Genomic DNA, 15,826 nt, shown 5'->3' on the forward strand with positions numbered 1-15,826 from the left:
AAATTATCAAGTGCGTATAACTAGTACTTTTCAATGGTTTCCGGGAAGTCTATTTTGACATTTATATTTGCAATATTCTCATTAACAGCTGCGGCCATCCGTGCCATTCTTCCTCTTTTTTCATCATCTTTTTTCTTTGCTTCGGCTGCTGTAAAGGCTTGCTTAGTCATAAATCGACTCTTTTGAAGCTTCTCCTTTAAGGCTGTAGCTTCCTGCTGTAACAAAATTTCTATGGGTGATTCCATTTTACTTAGGCTGAAGGAATATCTTCCTGCTGAGTCTCGGGCTTCCACGATTAAGCCAGGAAGACCGTGAAGTTTCCAAGGTCCCTCTGCAAGCGCAATAGCGGGAGCGTACCAAGCTTCCCAATTTCTTCCAAAGGCGGTACAAGTAGCTTTAAAGCATTGGAGTGAACCAATAGTCTTGGATTCATTAGTCATGGTCCAATTTATCTGCGATATGGGCTCCTCAATAAAAGAGAAACTTTCTTTATCGTAGGAATGTACACGGCTTAGCCACTTTGTGTTGGACTGGTCTTTTAAGTATAAAGAACCGAGCGTGTCGCGCTTCCCTTTAGCGACTTTGTTGCGAATGATGGCTCCTTTATTTTCTGACTTCTTAAGTATGATAGAATCACTAATGTTTTCCCTGTAAATAGAGAAGTCATTCAAAATATATAAAAAACCAGTATTATAAAGGTCGTCCAAATAGCGTTCTTCAGCAGGCGTTTCAGCAAAAGAAGTGTTGGTCGTACTGGTGTATACGAATAGTCCAGTTTGCGCAACGGCATTATGCATCCATAGTAGGATTGCAATTAGCATAGGTAGTTTTTTCATGATTTCAATCGTTAGTGTTTGGTAATAAGCTTGGCGTCAGTACTGTAATGGGCGAAGGGTTTTGTTAGGTTTTATTTGCAGCCTGCATCAATCATAGCGCCTGCTGTGGCGCAATCTTTGGCATTGGCTGTTACCGTAGTACCGTCGCCGCAATCAGCAGTGATGGTACATTCTTTAATTGACGCTTCTTTTTTAACCTCCTTTTTTTTATTATTTTTCTTCGTTGAGATTACTGCGGTATTATTTGTATCCTCTTTGAAATTAGTAGGGTTTGTTGCGAATGTGGCTGTTGTGATTCCTAGAATTGCAACAGTAATAAAGATTTTTTTTATCATCGTTAAGTTTGTTAGGTATACTTAAGTTTTGGTTAGACGCCAAGCTTAAAGTAAGTTATGGTTTAAAAATGAGGAACAAGCGTCTGTGAGAGGGACGTGATAGGAATTTATTCGTGCAAGAACTTCGAAATGTGCCGTAGTAATTTTTACGACTCTTTTATTCGTTATACTGTCTGTTTTATAAAATACAGTTCTAATATTCTTTTAAGCTTGTTTTTTAGCTGATAAGAAGCCGCTTGTCTTGGGAAACCTGTTGCCGAGAAGCTCCTTATTTGATGAGTGAACTTTTTGTCGGGTATTGGTGAGTTAGTTTTTTGTGTTTGATTAGTTGTCGTTAAATGGTGGGTTTGGTTATGATTATTGTGGGAATAAAATACGTATTGTATTTAAAACTGGTTTTAAATACAATATATTTCAAATACCCGTAGTTAAAATTAGCTACAGGTTGCCATCGGATAAAAACAAAAAAAGAGGCACCTCAACTGATGCCTCTTTTTTATGTTTTATGAAATAAGTATTAGTGCATATTTGACACATCGACTTTGTTTTTACCTTGCTTAATAAATAAGACGAAAGGTACACATATAAGGAACATAATACCTAAATACAAGAATACGTCCATGTATGATAAAACGGTCGCCTGCTTCATGACTGATCCTTCAATAAGCTGATATGCTTTTGCTAATGCCTCATTCGGACTGAATCCTTTACCTTCAAAAGTAGCCTGCAAGCCTGCAATACGCTGCTGAACCTCAAATTTTGATGGGTCTAGATGCGAGATTAAGTCAACACGGTGGTGCTGTGTATCCCTCGAAATAAAGGTCGTAATCAAGGCTATACCAAAGGAACCTCCCAATTGTCTACTCATACCTGTAAAGGATGCACCCTCACCAATAGCTTTACCCGAAAGGGTCGATAAAGATAGCGTCATGATAGGCACAAATAGCAAGCCTAGGCCGACTCCGCGAACGATTAAAGGCCAAAACATATGTTCCGCTCCCGTATCGTTGGTGATAAGCCCAAACATGAAGAACGAGAAACCAAAAAATATGCAGAGACCCAAGGCCACCATATATTTCTGTGGTACACCCGACTGAATCATCTTACCGATAAAAGGCATCATGATACCCGTCATAATCGAACTCGGAATGAGGAGCAGTCCGGCATCCGTCGCTGTCCATCCGAGGATAGATTGCGTATACAATGGGATGATGAAGGTAGATCCAAACAGTCCAAACCCTAGGATAAAGCTCATCACCGTACCTATCTGCAAATTCTTATCCTTCAATACCCGCAGGTTGACAATGGGCTTGGAATAAGTGAGCTCCCGCCAAATAAAGAAGAACAAACCAAAGAACGATACAATAGATAAGATTAATATCGTAGGGTCTTCAAACCAATCATCCTGCTGTCCATGTTCCAAAACAAACTGTAGCGAACCGATAAACATAATCAAGAAAATCATGCCCCACCAATCGACCTCCTTAGCCGATTGTTTATTGCCATATTGTGGACTTTTAACCAGTGAAATAGCCATCAATGTCGCTAGAATACCTAGAGGAACGTTGATATAAAAAATATAAGGCCATGAATAGTGATCCACAATGTAGCCACCCAATGGTGGGCCAAGGGTAGGACCTACGATAATACCCATACCGTAGATGGCCTGCGCCATACTTCTTTTTTCTGGTGGATATGTTTCTGTCATGATGGTTTGGGCCGTTACCAATAAGGCACCGCCTCCCATTCCTTGAATAAAACGGAAAGCTACCAGCTCCCATATATTTGTCGCATTACCACATAAGAACGAAGCTACAGTGAAAATGATGATAGAAGCCGCAAAGTAGTTTCTTCTACCAAATTGCTGCGATAACCAGCTTGTCATCGGGATAACGATAACATTGGCAATCGCATAAGCCGTAATCACCCAAGCAACGTCTGTAAGCGTAGCGCCCAAAGTACCTTTCATATCATTCAGTGCTACGTTGACAATTGTCGTATCGACAATCTCCAGCAGCGCACAAAGGATACAGGTAAAAGTGATTAATGCACGTTTGAAGCCATACTCGACCAAACTGTCATTTCCGGTCAGTGTTTCCATAACTATTTAATATGTACGTCTACATCCACGTTCATTCCTGGACGTAACATTTGAATAAGCTCCGCTTTATTAGATGCTGAAAGAATAATTTTCACAGGTAAACGTTGTACGGTTTTCACAAAGTTACCTGTTGCATTATCTGGAGGTAATAAAGAAAAACGTGAACCTGTAGCTGGTGAGAATGATTCTACTTCACCTTCAAATGCATGATCAGGGTAAGCATCAACTTTAATCTCTACTTTTTGACCGATTCTAATCTTATTTAGCTGCGTCTCTTTGAAGTTCGCAACCACCCAAGTATCTTTCATATTGATGATGTAAAACAACGACTGACCTTGGTTAATCATCTGTCCTTCTTGTACCTTAATATTAGAAACTTGTCCGTCTACTGCTGCTGTAACAACGGTGTAGGATAGGTTTAACTCCGCCGCTTTTAAAGCTGCTTTAGCTTTCTCTATATTAGCTTCCGATACTGATATTTGTTTGCTCGCTACATTCGTTTTGCTGATAACCGCCTGTTTCTGTGAGCTACTTGCATTACGTTGTTGCTTTAAAACATCCACTTGCTTTTCAGCTTCCAATTTAGCGGTTAATGCTTGCTCATATTGTTGCTTTGTAATCGAGTGGTTTTTGTAGAGGTTCGCATAGCGCTCATAGTCATTTTTCGCCTGCTGCAATTTGATTTCTGATCCTTCGATTGTTCCTGTGTTGGAGAGGATCGTCGCATCAGAAATGGCTACATTGGCTTGCGACGCTGATACATCTGCTTTGGATACTTCAAATGATTTCTCCGCCATCAATAAGGCCGCACGTGCTTCTTCTACACGTACCGCGTAGTCTGCCTGCTGAATAGTAAATAGCGTGTCGCCAGCATGCACAATTTGATTGTCCTTCACGTAAATCTTGTCGATGTAACCACCAACACGTGGGATAATAGGGTTCAAGTTTCTTTCTACTTGTGCATCGTCTGTAGTCTCATGTGCTTGGCTGTGTAGGTATTTATAGACACCAAATCCTCCTCCAAAAAGGACTACAGCAGCTAAGATAATAATGAACTTTTTGTTGGATGTTTTTTTGATTTCTGTATTATTTTCCATGATTTCTAGAACTATTTTAATTGAAGTTGTCCACTAGCTAATAGTAAATCGTAGTATTTCTCTACGATAGTAGCGTCACCAATGGCTAAATTGATTTTACTTTGAAGTTGTTGTACATCGGCCTCCAATAAGTCGTCTGTATCTGCCACTCCGTTGTTGTATTTATCCTGTACGATTCTGTAATTCTCATTCGCTTGCGCACAAGCTTCTTGATAAAGCTTCTGTTTCTCTTTAGCGAGTAACACTTCTTGTTGCGACGATTGAATCTGTGTTTTAATCTTGTCTTGCGCTTGTGTCAAATTTTGGTTGACCTCCTCAATATGCTGCTTCGCAATATTTATTTTTTTCTTATTCTTATAGAGCGCACCGATATCATAGGAAACTCCAACACCTACATTAGCCGCATTAGTCACCGTAACGAGGTTGTGCATCTGTATTGCGGCATAACCACCAGAGGCAACTACCGTAGGGTAGTAGGCTGATTTAGTCACATTAAGCTGATCTTGGGCAACGTCTTTTTGTGCCTCCAAAGATTTTATCTCGTAACGATCATTTGGGTTGGTAGATAATATGACTGCGGAAGGATTTGCTGCTAGATTAATGGCGTCATAGTTGGTGTCTTCATCTAGTCCGAGTAATACGCTCAATTGGTAGCTTAATACTTTGACATTTTTAACTGCTTCTTGGTGGGAAACTTTGTAGTTTGATAGCTGCAATTGCGCCTTTAAGAGGTCATTTCTGGCGATGACGCCATTTTCCTCCATGGCTTTGAAATCGACAACTTGCTGTTCTGATTTTTTGATGTTCTCCGCAATAAGCTGTGTCGTTTGCTGTGCTTTGTACAGGGCGATGTATATATGCATGCCTTGTATCGCTAAGTTTTGCTTGTCTGCAACCGCTTGAAGCTCGCTCGATTTCCAGCTGTCTTCGGCCGATTTGATATTGTTCTTTATTTTTCCTCCTGTGTAGATCGGCATGTTGACCGATAGCTGCCCTAAAAACAGTTGATTCATTGTGATATCTGGCATTTTGCCGCCGCCTTCCATTGGGATTTTAAGATCTACTGTTGGGCTATTCAAGAGGAGGTAGGTACCCGATAATTTAGCATCAGGCAAATAGCCGTCTTTCGACGCCTCATATTCCAATTGACGTGCTTTCACTTTTGAATCAATCACTTTCGCGTCGCTAGAATTGTGGTAAGCCATTTCCATCACATCCTCCAAACGCAGCTGCTTTTTATCTTGGGCGAAGCTGTTCATCGAAAAAAGTAGCATGCACGTAGCAATGCTCCAATTATTTATGTTCATGTGTTAATATTGCTTTTATTGTAAATTTCAGATGTTTGCTAAGTAGTTCCTTTTGAATTTTATCGAAGTCCTCATCAGGGGATAGCGCAAGAAGCTCCTCATAAAGAGATCTATTCATTTTAAAGTTCATGAAGGTGCCAATCATGGTGCTATGAATAAGGATAGGGTCGTAGTACCGAAAATCACCTCTTTCGTACCCATAGTCGATAACTTCTTTAATAAGCTGTGTATTGTGCTTACGTAGTTCCTTGAAGACCGTCGAATTGATAATCCGCTTTTTAATCTTTGCCTCCATAAACAGCAGTTGGTAGACATCCTTATTGTCGAATTTTGAATCGATATAATGGTCTATCAATTTGTCTAATCGTTTAAAGGAATCTTCCTCCGTATTGTACTGCTCTGGTACCAACTTATAGGCGTGAGCACTGCGTTTAACGATAAGCTCTAGGAGGTTTTCCTTAGATTCAAAGTAGTAGTTTATCATCGCGACATTGATGCCCGCCAGCTTGGCGATATCACGCACTGAAGTGCCTTCAAACCCATTTTTAGCAAATAAGGTTTCAGCGATGTCGAGTATTTCTAACTGTTTTTGATTCATTCCTTTTTTGTTAAATAGTGCGCAAAATTAAACAAATGTTTAAATTAAACAAGTGTTTAGTTTTTGTGGATGAAAAAAAGTTACATTTAGATGTAAATTCGTCGATTAAAGGTAGATGCAACCGTTTGTTTTTGTGTTGTAATCTGTTGGTTTTTAGTGGTGTTAAGGCCTTGTTTTTGGTGCTTTTATGCACTTTTTTAATGCTTGCGTAGCGAGAACTCCACAAAACACGAAAAATTATTCCTGTATACGTATTAGTTGGGGTTGTATCAATCTTCTTAAGGTGTCATGTTAGCCTGTCGAAGCATCGTTTAGAAAGGTTTATTTGCACTGTCTATCGTCCTCGTTTGCAACGAGGATGCCGGAGAATAGCGTTTACAACGCTTATTGAAGTCTTTTTGTTAATTATAGTCCTTATCCTTAGCCAGGACAAGGCTTCACCCTTTTCCTTGATGAAATTGTGGCAAAGATCAAGGCTGGCATACGCTGCTATCTTCGCTTATAAATTCCGGAACAAAACTAACTCGCTGCGCTCAGACAAAGTTTTCTTCTTGCGGAATTTACTGCGCTTCGATTTCACGCAGCAGATGCCTAGGCCTTTTTTCTAGCAAAGCAAGTCATTCATGTTTTGAACATATCTTTCTTTTGCACTCCCTCTATCCAAGTTGCCATGCTGAGCCTGTCGAAGCATCGTTTAGAAAGGTTTATTTGCACTGTCTATCGCCCTCGTTTGCAACGAGGATGCCGGAGAATAGCGTTTACAACGCTTATTGAAGTCTTTTTGTTAATTATAGCCCTTATCCTTAGCCAGGACAAGGCTTCACCCTTTTCCTTGATGAAATTGTGGCAAAAATCAAGGCTGGCATACGCTGCTATCTTCGCTTATAAATTCAGGAACAAAACTAACTCGCTGCGCTCAAACAGAATTTTCTTCTTGCGGAATTTACTGCTCTACGATTTTACGCAGCAGATGCCTAGGCCTTTTTTCTAGCAAAGCAAATCTTTTTGTTTTGCAACGACCTATCCAAATTGTCATGCTAACCCTTCGACAGGCTCAGGATGATATCTCGAAGCATCGTTTGGAAATATTTCTTGAAATCTCTATTTATATGCGACCCCGCTGGGGTCGGTTTTATAAATCATCCATTTTCTATAAAGATGTTACCCCTCCAGGGTAATTATTAGCATATTTCGATTCTTGTTTAGATATATCGTTCTCATTTGCATCTAGGAAGTAAATGATTGCCTTCTTTTAATTCTCTTTTAGGTATATCGCTCTCGCTGGCATCTGTTTATTGTTTTTTTGTAAGGCTTTTTTAAAGGGATTCAATCCGGAGGATTGACATGTTTATAGCTTAGTTTAAACGGAGGTACGACCCCAGCGGGGTCGAATATTATTATCGTCTATCGTCCTCGTTTGGAACGAGGATGCTGGAGCATAGCGTTTGCAACGCTGAGTAAGGTCTTTTGCTTAATTATAGCGCGTGTCCTTAGCCAGGACAAGGCTTCACCCTTTTCCTTGATGAAATTGTGGCAAAAATCAAGGCTGGCATACGCTGCTATCTTCGCTTATAAATTCCGGAACAAAACTAACTCGCTGCGCTCAGACAAAGTTTTCTTCTTGCGGAATTTACTGCTCTACGATTATACGCAGCAGATGCCTAGGCCTTTTTTCTAGCAACTGCAAGTCATTCATGTTTTGAACATATCTTTCTTTTGTACTCCCTCTATCCAAGTTGTCATGCTGAGCCTTTCGAAGCATAATCAAAATCTCGTCCTCGTTTGCAACGAGGATGTTTGAGTTCAGCGTTTATAACGCTGAATAAGTGAGTAAGGCATTGCATAAACTCGAATTAGCTTGCACCAACCTTCCTATTTGTCATGCTGAGCCTGTCGAAGTATCGTTTAGAAAATCTAATCGACCTGAATCAACGACAAAAAACTACGCTAGCTCGGGATGGGCTCAGCCGCACAATTTCCGCACACAAACCCTGAGCCTCCTTCGGATCGAACCCCGGCCACCACTTCTGGTTCGAACCCTCGCAAACGCAAAAACCCTTCTTAGGGAAGGACTTTTCTGCGGAGAGTAGATTTGTATATACTCGCTCGGGATGGGCTCAGCCGCACAATTCCCGCACATAAACCCTGAGCCTCCTTCGGATCGAACCCCGGCCCACGCAAGGTTCGAACCCTCGAAAACGCAAAAACCCCTTTTTAGGGAAGGTCTCTTCTGCGGATCGCAAATCTGTAGAGACTCGCTCGGGATAGGCTCAGCCGCACAATTCCCGCACACAAACCCTGAGCCTCCTTCGGATCAAACCCCGGCCCACGCAAGGTTCGAACCCTCGCAAACGCAAAAAGTCCCTCATCTTTCGATGAAGGACTTTTCTGCGGAGAGCGAGGGATTCGAACCCCCGAACCTGTGACAGTTAACAGTTTTCAAGACTGCCGCATTCGACCACTCTGCCAGCTCTCCGCTGCAAAAGTACGTTAAACACCGTTTTTATCCAAATTTAATACCGTATTTTTTTAAAATTTATAGCGTTTAAAGAGGTAAGGGGCGGGGATAAAGGAGGTTATGATTTAATAAACTTCTTTCAGTAGATGTGAATTTTCTCCGTAAGCTAAGTTTTTCTTTAAGATTGCAATGCGTAAAGAATGAAAATTCTCAAATTATATTCATTTAATGTGAATCATCTATCATAATGATAAATCTTTTGAGTATACATTAAATGTACTATTTATGGATTTTAAATAATAAAACTGCAGTATAAAAAAGTAAAATCACTTGGATTAAATGGATAATTCCAATTATTTCATAGTTGGAAATCTTGAATAGAATGACAGGTATTTCTATAACACCAATAATTATAAAAATAGGTAGAATATATTTTATCCAGTCATAACCTCTACCTATTAAATATCCTGTTCCCACGATAAAAGCCAATAAGACTAAAGATATTATTATTGCGAGTAAACTATTAAAAAGCTGGAAGTTTAAAATTAGATTTATACATGCCAGTCCAGCATAGAGATAAATGAGTTTAGCGGCTTTTAGGTGATTCTCATGAATGACAACATCTTCTATTTCATTTTTTTTAGAAATCATACGCATGATTCTTTCAACTTCTTCATCTGTGAAGTTTTTTCCTCTTGATTTAAGAATTTCTAATGCATATTCATTGGATTTAGGAACAAATCTGTTTCCATCCTTAAGATATTCTTCTAATTCTTTGTCGCTCTTAGAAGCTAACACACTTTTCTTTACGTCTACGTTCATTTTGGTGCAATTGTTTACAACATCAAAAAGTATGATTCAACTTTGAAAAAAAATGTTTTTGATGCTTTTTTAGATGGCTAAATATAGATAAAATTAAAAAATAGTAGGAAATAATCTATAAATGGTTAAGATGTGTACTTTTTATCTTGCCCTTGCTTGCTGTACTGAAGAATAGTAGTATTTGCTTAAACTTTTATTTTGTTGATAGAGATATTTTATGCCTATCGCGAAGTACATAAACTAAATATAATATAACAGTGAGTTTTATTCGAATTTAATCTCTGAATTTTTAAGGTAATAAACCTAAAAAATAGTGTTGTAGAATTCTATAGGCCTGTTTTTTTAATGACATAATTTTTGTTGTCAGCTTCTTGCTTTATACCATTTATCTATTTAAATATCACGATATTGCCTAATAGAAAACGCCCAATCTAAAACTTATATGTTCCTTTTTTCTGTGAACCAGACTTATAGATTAGTATCGTACAGGTAGCAAAGGGAAAAAGTGTAATTAATTTTTATAGAAAGAAGGTTATGAAAAGGATAAATATGTTATTGCTGTTGTTAGCTATTACACTAGGTTGTGCCGGTAGTAAAAATGTGCAAGTATTTGGCAAATATACTAAGAAGGAGTTCAATAGTAAGGTGATACATAAGGATAGTATTGGTGTTTCAATTTACTTATATGACATTAGAGATAAGCAAGAAATTGGAATTGATGATATTAGAAAAATCCCTGGATACGTTGTTGAGCATTCCTTTAATCATAAACTTCTGCACTATCATAAAGATTCTATACCAGAAGCCCTTTGGATTAAGAAAGAAAATAAATCAACAATAATTCTATATCCAAGAAAACATAAGAAAAACCTGATAATTTATAAGCTGTACTTAGGACATAATCCTCCTGGAATTATTTAAGAAAAGATAAATAGTAGGAAAAAAGTGTAATTAATTTTTACAGAAACAAGGTTATAATAAGGATAAATATGTTATTGCTATAAATCGTCCTCGTTTGCAACGAGGATGCTTGAGAATAGCGTTTACAACGCTGAATAAGTCATTGTATAAACTCGAATTAGCTTGCACCAGCCTTCCCAAGTTGTCATGCTGAGCCTGTCGAAGCATCGTTTAGAAAGATTAATACGCAATAACACCATTAACCCGCAACGTTATATAGATGAACACCGCGAAGAGATATTTAAGGACTATTAGCGCAACTGCAAGTTCTGCGGAGAGCAGATTTGTAGAAACGCAGCTCGCTCGGGATAGGCTCAGACCCACAATTCCCGCACGCAAACCCTGAGCCTCCTTCGGATCGAACCCGGGCCCACGCAAGGTTCGAACCCTCGCAAACGCAAAAACCCTTCTTTGAGAAGGCCTCTTCTGGGGAAAGCAGATTGGTAGATATTCACTCGGGATGGGCTCAGCCGCACAATTCCCGCACGCAACCCTGAGCCTCCTTCGGTTCGAACCCTCGCAAACGCAAAAAATCCCTCATCTTTCGATGAAGGATTTTTCTGCGGAGAGCGAGGGATTCGAACCCCCGAACCTGTGACAGTTAACAGTTTTCAAGACTGCCGCATTCGACCACTCTGCCAGCTCTCCGCCACAAAAGTAGAAATTCTAACCTTATCTGCAAAACTTATTTTGGGGGCGATGCTTTAGCGCTTGAAAATGAGTCTGATTAATTTTTATGCGACCTTAAAAAGGAAGAAAAAAAATGAAAATAATGCCTTTTCAGTAGCAGAGATTAGCTTTCGTGCCTTGAAAAAAGTGAAAATATTTCGTGGACCAGCATCTTTTACCAAAACTGGGACATCCAGCGCCAGCGATAAAGCCTGATTTTTGAGGCAAATAATAACAACTATGCAAACAGAAAAAGAATTATGCCCAGCGCTCAGCGAAGAACAAGCGAAGAAAGACGTCCGGTTGGTGAAAGTAGATTTAACAGCTTTGGAGGATGCCGCGATGCTTTTCGATAAGTACCGTATATTTTACCGTCAGCCTTCCGATCTAGAAAAGGGACGTACCTTTCTGAAAGACCGCTTGGCAGCAAACCAATCCCATATCTTCTTGGCCTACGTAGGGGATAAGGCAGTAGGCTTTGTGCAGCTGTATGAGCTGTACCATTATATAAAACTGGAGAAGCAGTGGCTATTGAGCGACTTGTATGTCGATGCCGATTACCGCGGATTAGGTATTTCCGTCAAGCTGATAGACCGCTGTAAAGTGTGGTGTGAGGAAACCGATGCCTGCGGGTTGATGCTAGAAACGGAAAAGACAAACGACATTGGCAATAGCCTATACCCACGTTGTGGCTTTGTGTACGATGGAGGACACAATTACTACCACTGGTGGAAATAAAATAATAGTCCCCGGAAGCCCAGCCCAGACTCTTGCATTACAATGTCCGCGTGGCTGGGGCTTCTTTAAAATGCTATAGAAGCTCGGCCAACCTGCTGATACCTTCATCGAGATGCTCTATGCTTAAGGAAGCATATCCCAAGCGAAAGCCTAGCGCCATTCCTGTACCCTGGTATTGTTGGATGCCTGCCAAGCGGAAGCCCAGCCCAGACTCTTGCATTACAATGTCCGCGTGGCTGGGGCTTCTTTAAAATGCTATAGAAGCTCGGCCAACCTGCTGATACCTTCATCGAGATGCTCTATGCTTAAGGAAGCATATCCCAAGCGAAAGCCTAGCGCCATTCCTGTACCCTGGTATTGTTGGATGCCTGCCAAGCGGATGCCACGAACCAGTAATTGCTGGGTTAGCTGCTCCCAGTTCACCTCCTTGTGTGGTACCACCCAAAAGGCCAACCCGCCATCCGGAATGCGGAAGTCTGCTTTATCCTTTAGCTTATCCTGTAGAAGAGCAGCAACAGCGTCTCTTTTAGCTTTATAGTGGAGGCTCGTGCGCCGTATATGGCGCTTCAGCGTACCATCTTTCATCAGCTCAAGGAGCGCTTGTTCCATGATGCTGTCGCTTTGCACATCAATAATCTTGCGTAGGTCGGCCACCGCTTCAATTAATTTAGGCTGATTGCTCGCTAAATAACCGATACGTACAGCAGGAGCAAGGACCTTACTCAAAGTACCTATGTATACGTAGTTTTTCAGTGCGCCGTAACTAGATAACGGTAAAATCGGACGGTAGCCAAAATGAAATTCATTGTCATAATCATCCTCAATAAGGGTAAAACCATAGCTATTGGCTAGTGCTATCAAGGCATGGCGACGCTCGAGGCTGAGGCTCACCGTGCTCGGATATTGCCGATGAGGCGTGCAGTATACGGCTTTGATCTTTTTGTTAGTCTTCAGCTGTTCCGCGAGGATATCTACCCGTAAGCCTTCACCATCCACAGGGATAGGGATAAGCGTAGCACCAGCATGCTCAAAGGTCTGCCAAGCAGGATGGTATCCTGGGTTTTCAACCACAATGGCGTCGCCCTTTTTCAGTAAACAGTGGGCGAGGAGATACATCGCCATCTGGCTCCCCCGGGTGATGCATAGCGTGTCGGCATGCAGGTGCATACCGCGTTGCTGATTGAGCATTTGCGCTATAGCCTCACGAAAACCTACATCGCCCAAGCTAGTGCCATAGCCCATCATCTGCCACTTACCCTTACGGCTGAATATTTCACGATAGGCACGCCCTAAGGCCGCCATAGGCGCTATTTTACTGTCGGGATGACCATCATCAAGCACAATATAGGTGCTATAGTCTGTGGGTTCTGAAACTTGCTCCAGCTCGGAAGTTGCCGCTACTGATGGATGACGGTTGGCACGCAACTTTGTATGTAGGGGAGCAACAAAAGTACCTTTACGCTCTTGGCTGACAAGCCAGCCTTCAAAAAGTAGGAGATCCAGGGCATCTACCACCGTGTTGCGATTTACATTCAGCCGCTGCGCAAGCTGTCTGCTTCCGGGCAAAGAGTCGCCAGCCTGTAGGCGCCCCGATTGGATAGCCTCAATTAAACGATCCGCAATTTGCAGATAGATAGCCTTTTTCGCTTGCGAATCAATCGGTATTTCTAGGGTCCACGGTCTCAGCATCTGGATGGTTTATTTTACTGTTTATCTCAAGCAAAGGTAGTCCAATAAAACCAAAGCTGCTAGGCCTTGATTTTAGGAGGCCCATATTTCAAGCTTACCTGAATACGCTATCGTGCTAACCGTCGATTGTATGGCGCTAATGCGTATCGCTGGACTAGTAAAAAAACATAAAACTGGCCTACTTTCTGTAGGAACAAATTCATGCAAATGCCTTACTTTTGAGCGGTATAAAACAGCAAGCTATGGAATTTAATAGACAGCCCACTTTACAGGATACCCGCGTTATCCTTCGCCCACTTACAGCAGCCGACTTTGAAGCCTTATACGCAGTAGCTTCCGATCCTGCAGTATGGGAGCAACACCCTAATAAAGAACGTTGGCAGGAGCCTGTATTTCAGCGTTTCTTTGAAGGAGCGATGGATAGTGAAGGTGCTTTTTTGATATTGGATGCCCAAACAGGTGCCGTTCTAGGGAGCACGCGTTATTACGAGTATGATGAAAAAGATAGTAGCGTATTTATGGGCTATACCTTCTTTGGTACCAACACTTGGGGAACAGGGATTAATAAAGCTGTCAAAACATTGCTGCTGAACTATGCCTTTCAGTATGTTTCGCAGGTTTACTTTCATATCGGATCTACCAATTTTCGATCGCAGAAAGCCATAGCAAAATTCCATGCCCAAAAGATTGGCGAAGAGGAGATTGCCTATGTTGGCGAAGCATCACGATTGAATTTTAAATACAGCATTAAGAAAGAAGATTGGCTAAAGAGTCAACAGGATTAACGAAATGATACACCCCAATGATTTGCTTATCGTCGATAAGTCGCAGGTAGCATGGGAAGACTTAGTAATAAGCCCCGAGAATGAAAAGCAGCTCGAGCAGCTCATCAAGGAACAACGCTTTGTTGATGCCTTGCAGGAATATGGGCTTCCCGTTAATCACAAGATTTTGCTGCACGGAAGCTCCGGCTGCGGCAAGACGATGACGGCCAAAGCGCTAGCGAAGCAGCTAAGCAAGCCTTTATACATCTTGAACCTTAGCACCATTGTAAATGCGCGCATAGGGGAGACCTCTCAAAACCTAAAAGGTATTTTCGACCGTGCAGCACGTGATAAAGCTATTTTATTTTTGGATGAGTTTGACCAAATTGGAAAGGCTCGAGGGAGTGAAGATAAGGATGTAGGCGAGATGCGTCGCCTTGTGAATACCCTTATTCAGCTGATTGACTACCTTCCGGAAAAGACCTTATTGATCTGTGCGACCAATCATATCGATGTTTTAGATAAAGCATTAGTGCGCCGTTTCCAACTACGTATTCGCTATGAGATGCCCGATTCTAAAGCATTAGACATCTATTACGATAAGTTGCTCGCCACCTTTCCTGCGGATCTCGCACAAACCACTATACGGAACTATGGCTTGTCTTATGCCGAGGCAAAAGACGATATCTACACACAGCTTAAAGCTAATTTGTTAGCACGGCTCGTGAAAGAAGAAGAGTCAGCGATAATTATGTAAGTATTAAGCAAACAAGCGTTCCTGTTTGTTGTTTTATCTCTAGATAGTACATGGCTGTCTTGAGATAAAACAACATAGGATATGGCTAAGACAATAGGTATCATTGCTGGAAGTTTACGTAAAGAGTCTTTCTCCAAAAAAATAGGTAAAGTCCTGTTAGGGATGGCGCCATCAGGGTTTACCTTCAAAATGGTCTCCTTAGAAGACCTGCCCATTTATAATCAAGATTTTGATGACCTCGATAAAGTTCCTGAAAGCTATATTATTTTCCGCAAGACAATAAAAGATCTCGATGGATTTATCTTCATCACCCCCGAATATAATCGTTCGGTACCCGCCGTACTTAAAAATGCTTTAGATATCGCTTCACGTCCCTATGGGGAAAATGTGTGGGGAGGCAAGGCCGCCGCAATCTTTAGCAACTCGCCGGGCAATCTCTCCGGCTTTGGTGCCAATCATCACCTGCGTCAAAGCCTAGTTTTCCTCAACGTATATGCGATGCAGCAGCCTGAAGTATATCTGGCCAATGTGACCACCTACTTTGATGCCGAAGGAAAGCTCCTCGATAGTAAGATTGAAAGCTTCCTACAGCAGGCGGTAGACGATTATATTGCTTGGTTTACTAAGCTAGATGGCACTAGCGCTTAAATTTTTTAAAATTCCGTTTTCCATTTGATAGAATTTTTCTCCACCAG

At 41.3% G+C, this 15,826-nt stretch carries 14 protein-coding genes and 2 tRNA genes; 5 read left to right on the forward strand and 11 right to left on the reverse strand.

Going from position 1 to position 15,826, the window contains the following annotated elements:
* Positions 1 to 20: 20 nt before the first annotated feature.
* From WH223_RS15435 to WH223_RS15470, 8 genes are all read right to left on the reverse strand, one after another.
* The gene (locus WH223_RS15435; RefSeq protein ID WP_340048656.1) at positions 21 to 836 is read right to left on the reverse strand and encodes a GLPGLI family protein; all 816 of its coding nucleotides are present in this window, start codon (positions 834 to 836) and stop codon (positions 21 to 23) included.
* Positions 837 to 907: 71 nt separating this feature from the next.
* Positions 908 to 1,171 carry a hypothetical protein gene (locus WH223_RS15440; protein ID WP_340048657.1) on the reverse strand — a complete coding sequence of 88 codons (264 nt, stop codon included), beginning with the start codon at positions 1,169 to 1,171 and terminating at the stop codon, positions 908 to 910.
* A 517-nt stretch (positions 1,172 to 1,688) separates the two neighbouring features.
* On the reverse strand, positions 1,689 to 3,272 hold the full coding sequence (locus WH223_RS15445; RefSeq protein WP_340048658.1) for an MDR family MFS transporter: 1,584 nt from the start codon (positions 3,270 to 3,272) through the stop codon (positions 1,689 to 1,691).
* Between the two features lie 2 nt (positions 3,273 to 3,274).
* Positions 3,275 to 4,369 carry an HlyD family secretion protein gene (locus tag WH223_RS15450; RefSeq protein ID WP_340048659.1) on the reverse strand — a complete coding sequence of 365 codons (1,095 nt, stop codon included), beginning with the start codon at positions 4,367 to 4,369 and terminating at the stop codon, positions 3,275 to 3,277.
* An 11-nt stretch (positions 4,370 to 4,380) separates the two neighbouring features.
* The gene (locus WH223_RS15455) at positions 4,381 to 5,676 is read right to left on the reverse strand and encodes a TolC family protein (RefSeq protein ID WP_340048660.1); all 1,296 of its coding nucleotides are present in this window, start codon (positions 5,674 to 5,676) and stop codon (positions 4,381 to 4,383) included.
* A complete protein-coding gene (locus WH223_RS15460; protein ID WP_340048661.1) occupies positions 5,663 to 6,274 on the reverse strand; it encodes a TetR/AcrR family transcriptional regulator in 612 nt (203 codons plus the stop codon). The genes WH223_RS15455 and WH223_RS15460 overlap by 14 nt, the downstream gene beginning before the upstream one ends.
* Positions 6,275 to 8,665: 2,391 nt before the next feature.
* A tRNA-Ser gene (locus WH223_RS15465) sits at positions 8,666 to 8,750 on the reverse strand.
* Positions 8,751 to 9,011: 261 nt separating this feature from the next.
* Complete coding sequence (locus WH223_RS15470) at positions 9,012 to 9,554, reverse strand: hypothetical protein (protein WP_340048662.1); 543 nt, start codon at positions 9,552 to 9,554, stop codon at positions 9,012 to 9,014.
* Between the two features lie 534 nt (positions 9,555 to 10,088).
* On the opposite strand from WH223_RS15470, the gene WH223_RS15475 reads away from it, so the two are divergent.
* The gene (locus tag WH223_RS15475) at positions 10,089 to 10,475 is read left to right on the forward strand and encodes a hypothetical protein (RefSeq protein WP_340048663.1); all 387 of its coding nucleotides are present in this window, start codon (positions 10,089 to 10,091) and stop codon (positions 10,473 to 10,475) included.
* Positions 10,476 to 11,077: 602 nt separating this feature from the next.
* Here WH223_RS15475 and WH223_RS15480 read toward each other — a convergent pair.
* Positions 11,078 to 11,162 (reverse strand) — tRNA-Ser (locus WH223_RS15480).
* Positions 11,163 to 11,423: 261 nt separating this feature from the next.
* Between WH223_RS15480 and WH223_RS15485 the strand changes: the two genes are divergently transcribed.
* Entirely contained in the window at positions 11,424 to 11,921 is a 498-nt protein-coding gene (locus WH223_RS15485) for a GNAT family N-acetyltransferase (protein WP_340048664.1), read from the forward strand.
* A gap of 73 nt (positions 11,922 to 11,994) precedes the next feature.
* On the opposite strand, the gene WH223_RS15490 is transcribed toward WH223_RS15485, so the two are convergent.
* Both WH223_RS15490 and pdxR read right to left on the reverse strand, forming a co-directional pair.
* Complete coding sequence (locus tag WH223_RS15490) at positions 11,995 to 12,141, reverse strand: hypothetical protein (protein WP_340048665.1); 147 nt, start codon at positions 12,139 to 12,141, stop codon at positions 11,995 to 11,997.
* Positions 12,142 to 12,176: 35 nt separating this feature from the next.
* Positions 12,177 to 13,610, reverse strand: a complete 1,434-nt coding sequence (pdxR, locus tag WH223_RS15495; RefSeq protein ID WP_340048666.1) for a MocR-like pyridoxine biosynthesis transcription factor PdxR — start codon at positions 13,608 to 13,610, stop codon at positions 12,177 to 12,179.
* A 242-nt stretch (positions 13,611 to 13,852) separates the two neighbouring features.
* Between pdxR and WH223_RS15500 the strand changes: the two genes are divergently transcribed.
* The 3 genes from WH223_RS15500 (at position 13,853) to WH223_RS15510 (ending at position 15,779) form a co-directional block, all read left to right on the forward strand.
* Positions 13,853 to 14,395 (forward strand): GNAT family N-acetyltransferase, encoded by a 543-nt coding sequence (locus tag WH223_RS15500; protein ID WP_340048667.1) that lies wholly within the window; start codon positions 13,853 to 13,855, stop codon positions 14,393 to 14,395.
* A 4-nt stretch (positions 14,396 to 14,399) separates the two neighbouring features.
* The gene (locus WH223_RS15505) at positions 14,400 to 15,131 is read left to right on the forward strand and encodes an AAA family ATPase (protein WP_340048668.1); all 732 of its coding nucleotides are present in this window, start codon (positions 14,400 to 14,402) and stop codon (positions 15,129 to 15,131) included.
* A gap of 81 nt (positions 15,132 to 15,212) precedes the next feature.
* Positions 15,213 to 15,779 (forward strand): NADPH-dependent FMN reductase, encoded by a 567-nt coding sequence (locus WH223_RS15510; protein WP_340048669.1) that lies wholly within the window; start codon positions 15,213 to 15,215, stop codon positions 15,777 to 15,779.
* Positions 15,780 to 15,826 lie beyond the last annotated feature (47 nt).

Origin of the sequence: Sphingobacterium sp. MYb382, assembly GCF_037572665.1 — a bacterium.
In the GTDB taxonomy this organism is placed as follows: Bacteria; Bacteroidota; Bacteroidia; order Sphingobacteriales; family Sphingobacteriaceae; genus Sphingobacterium.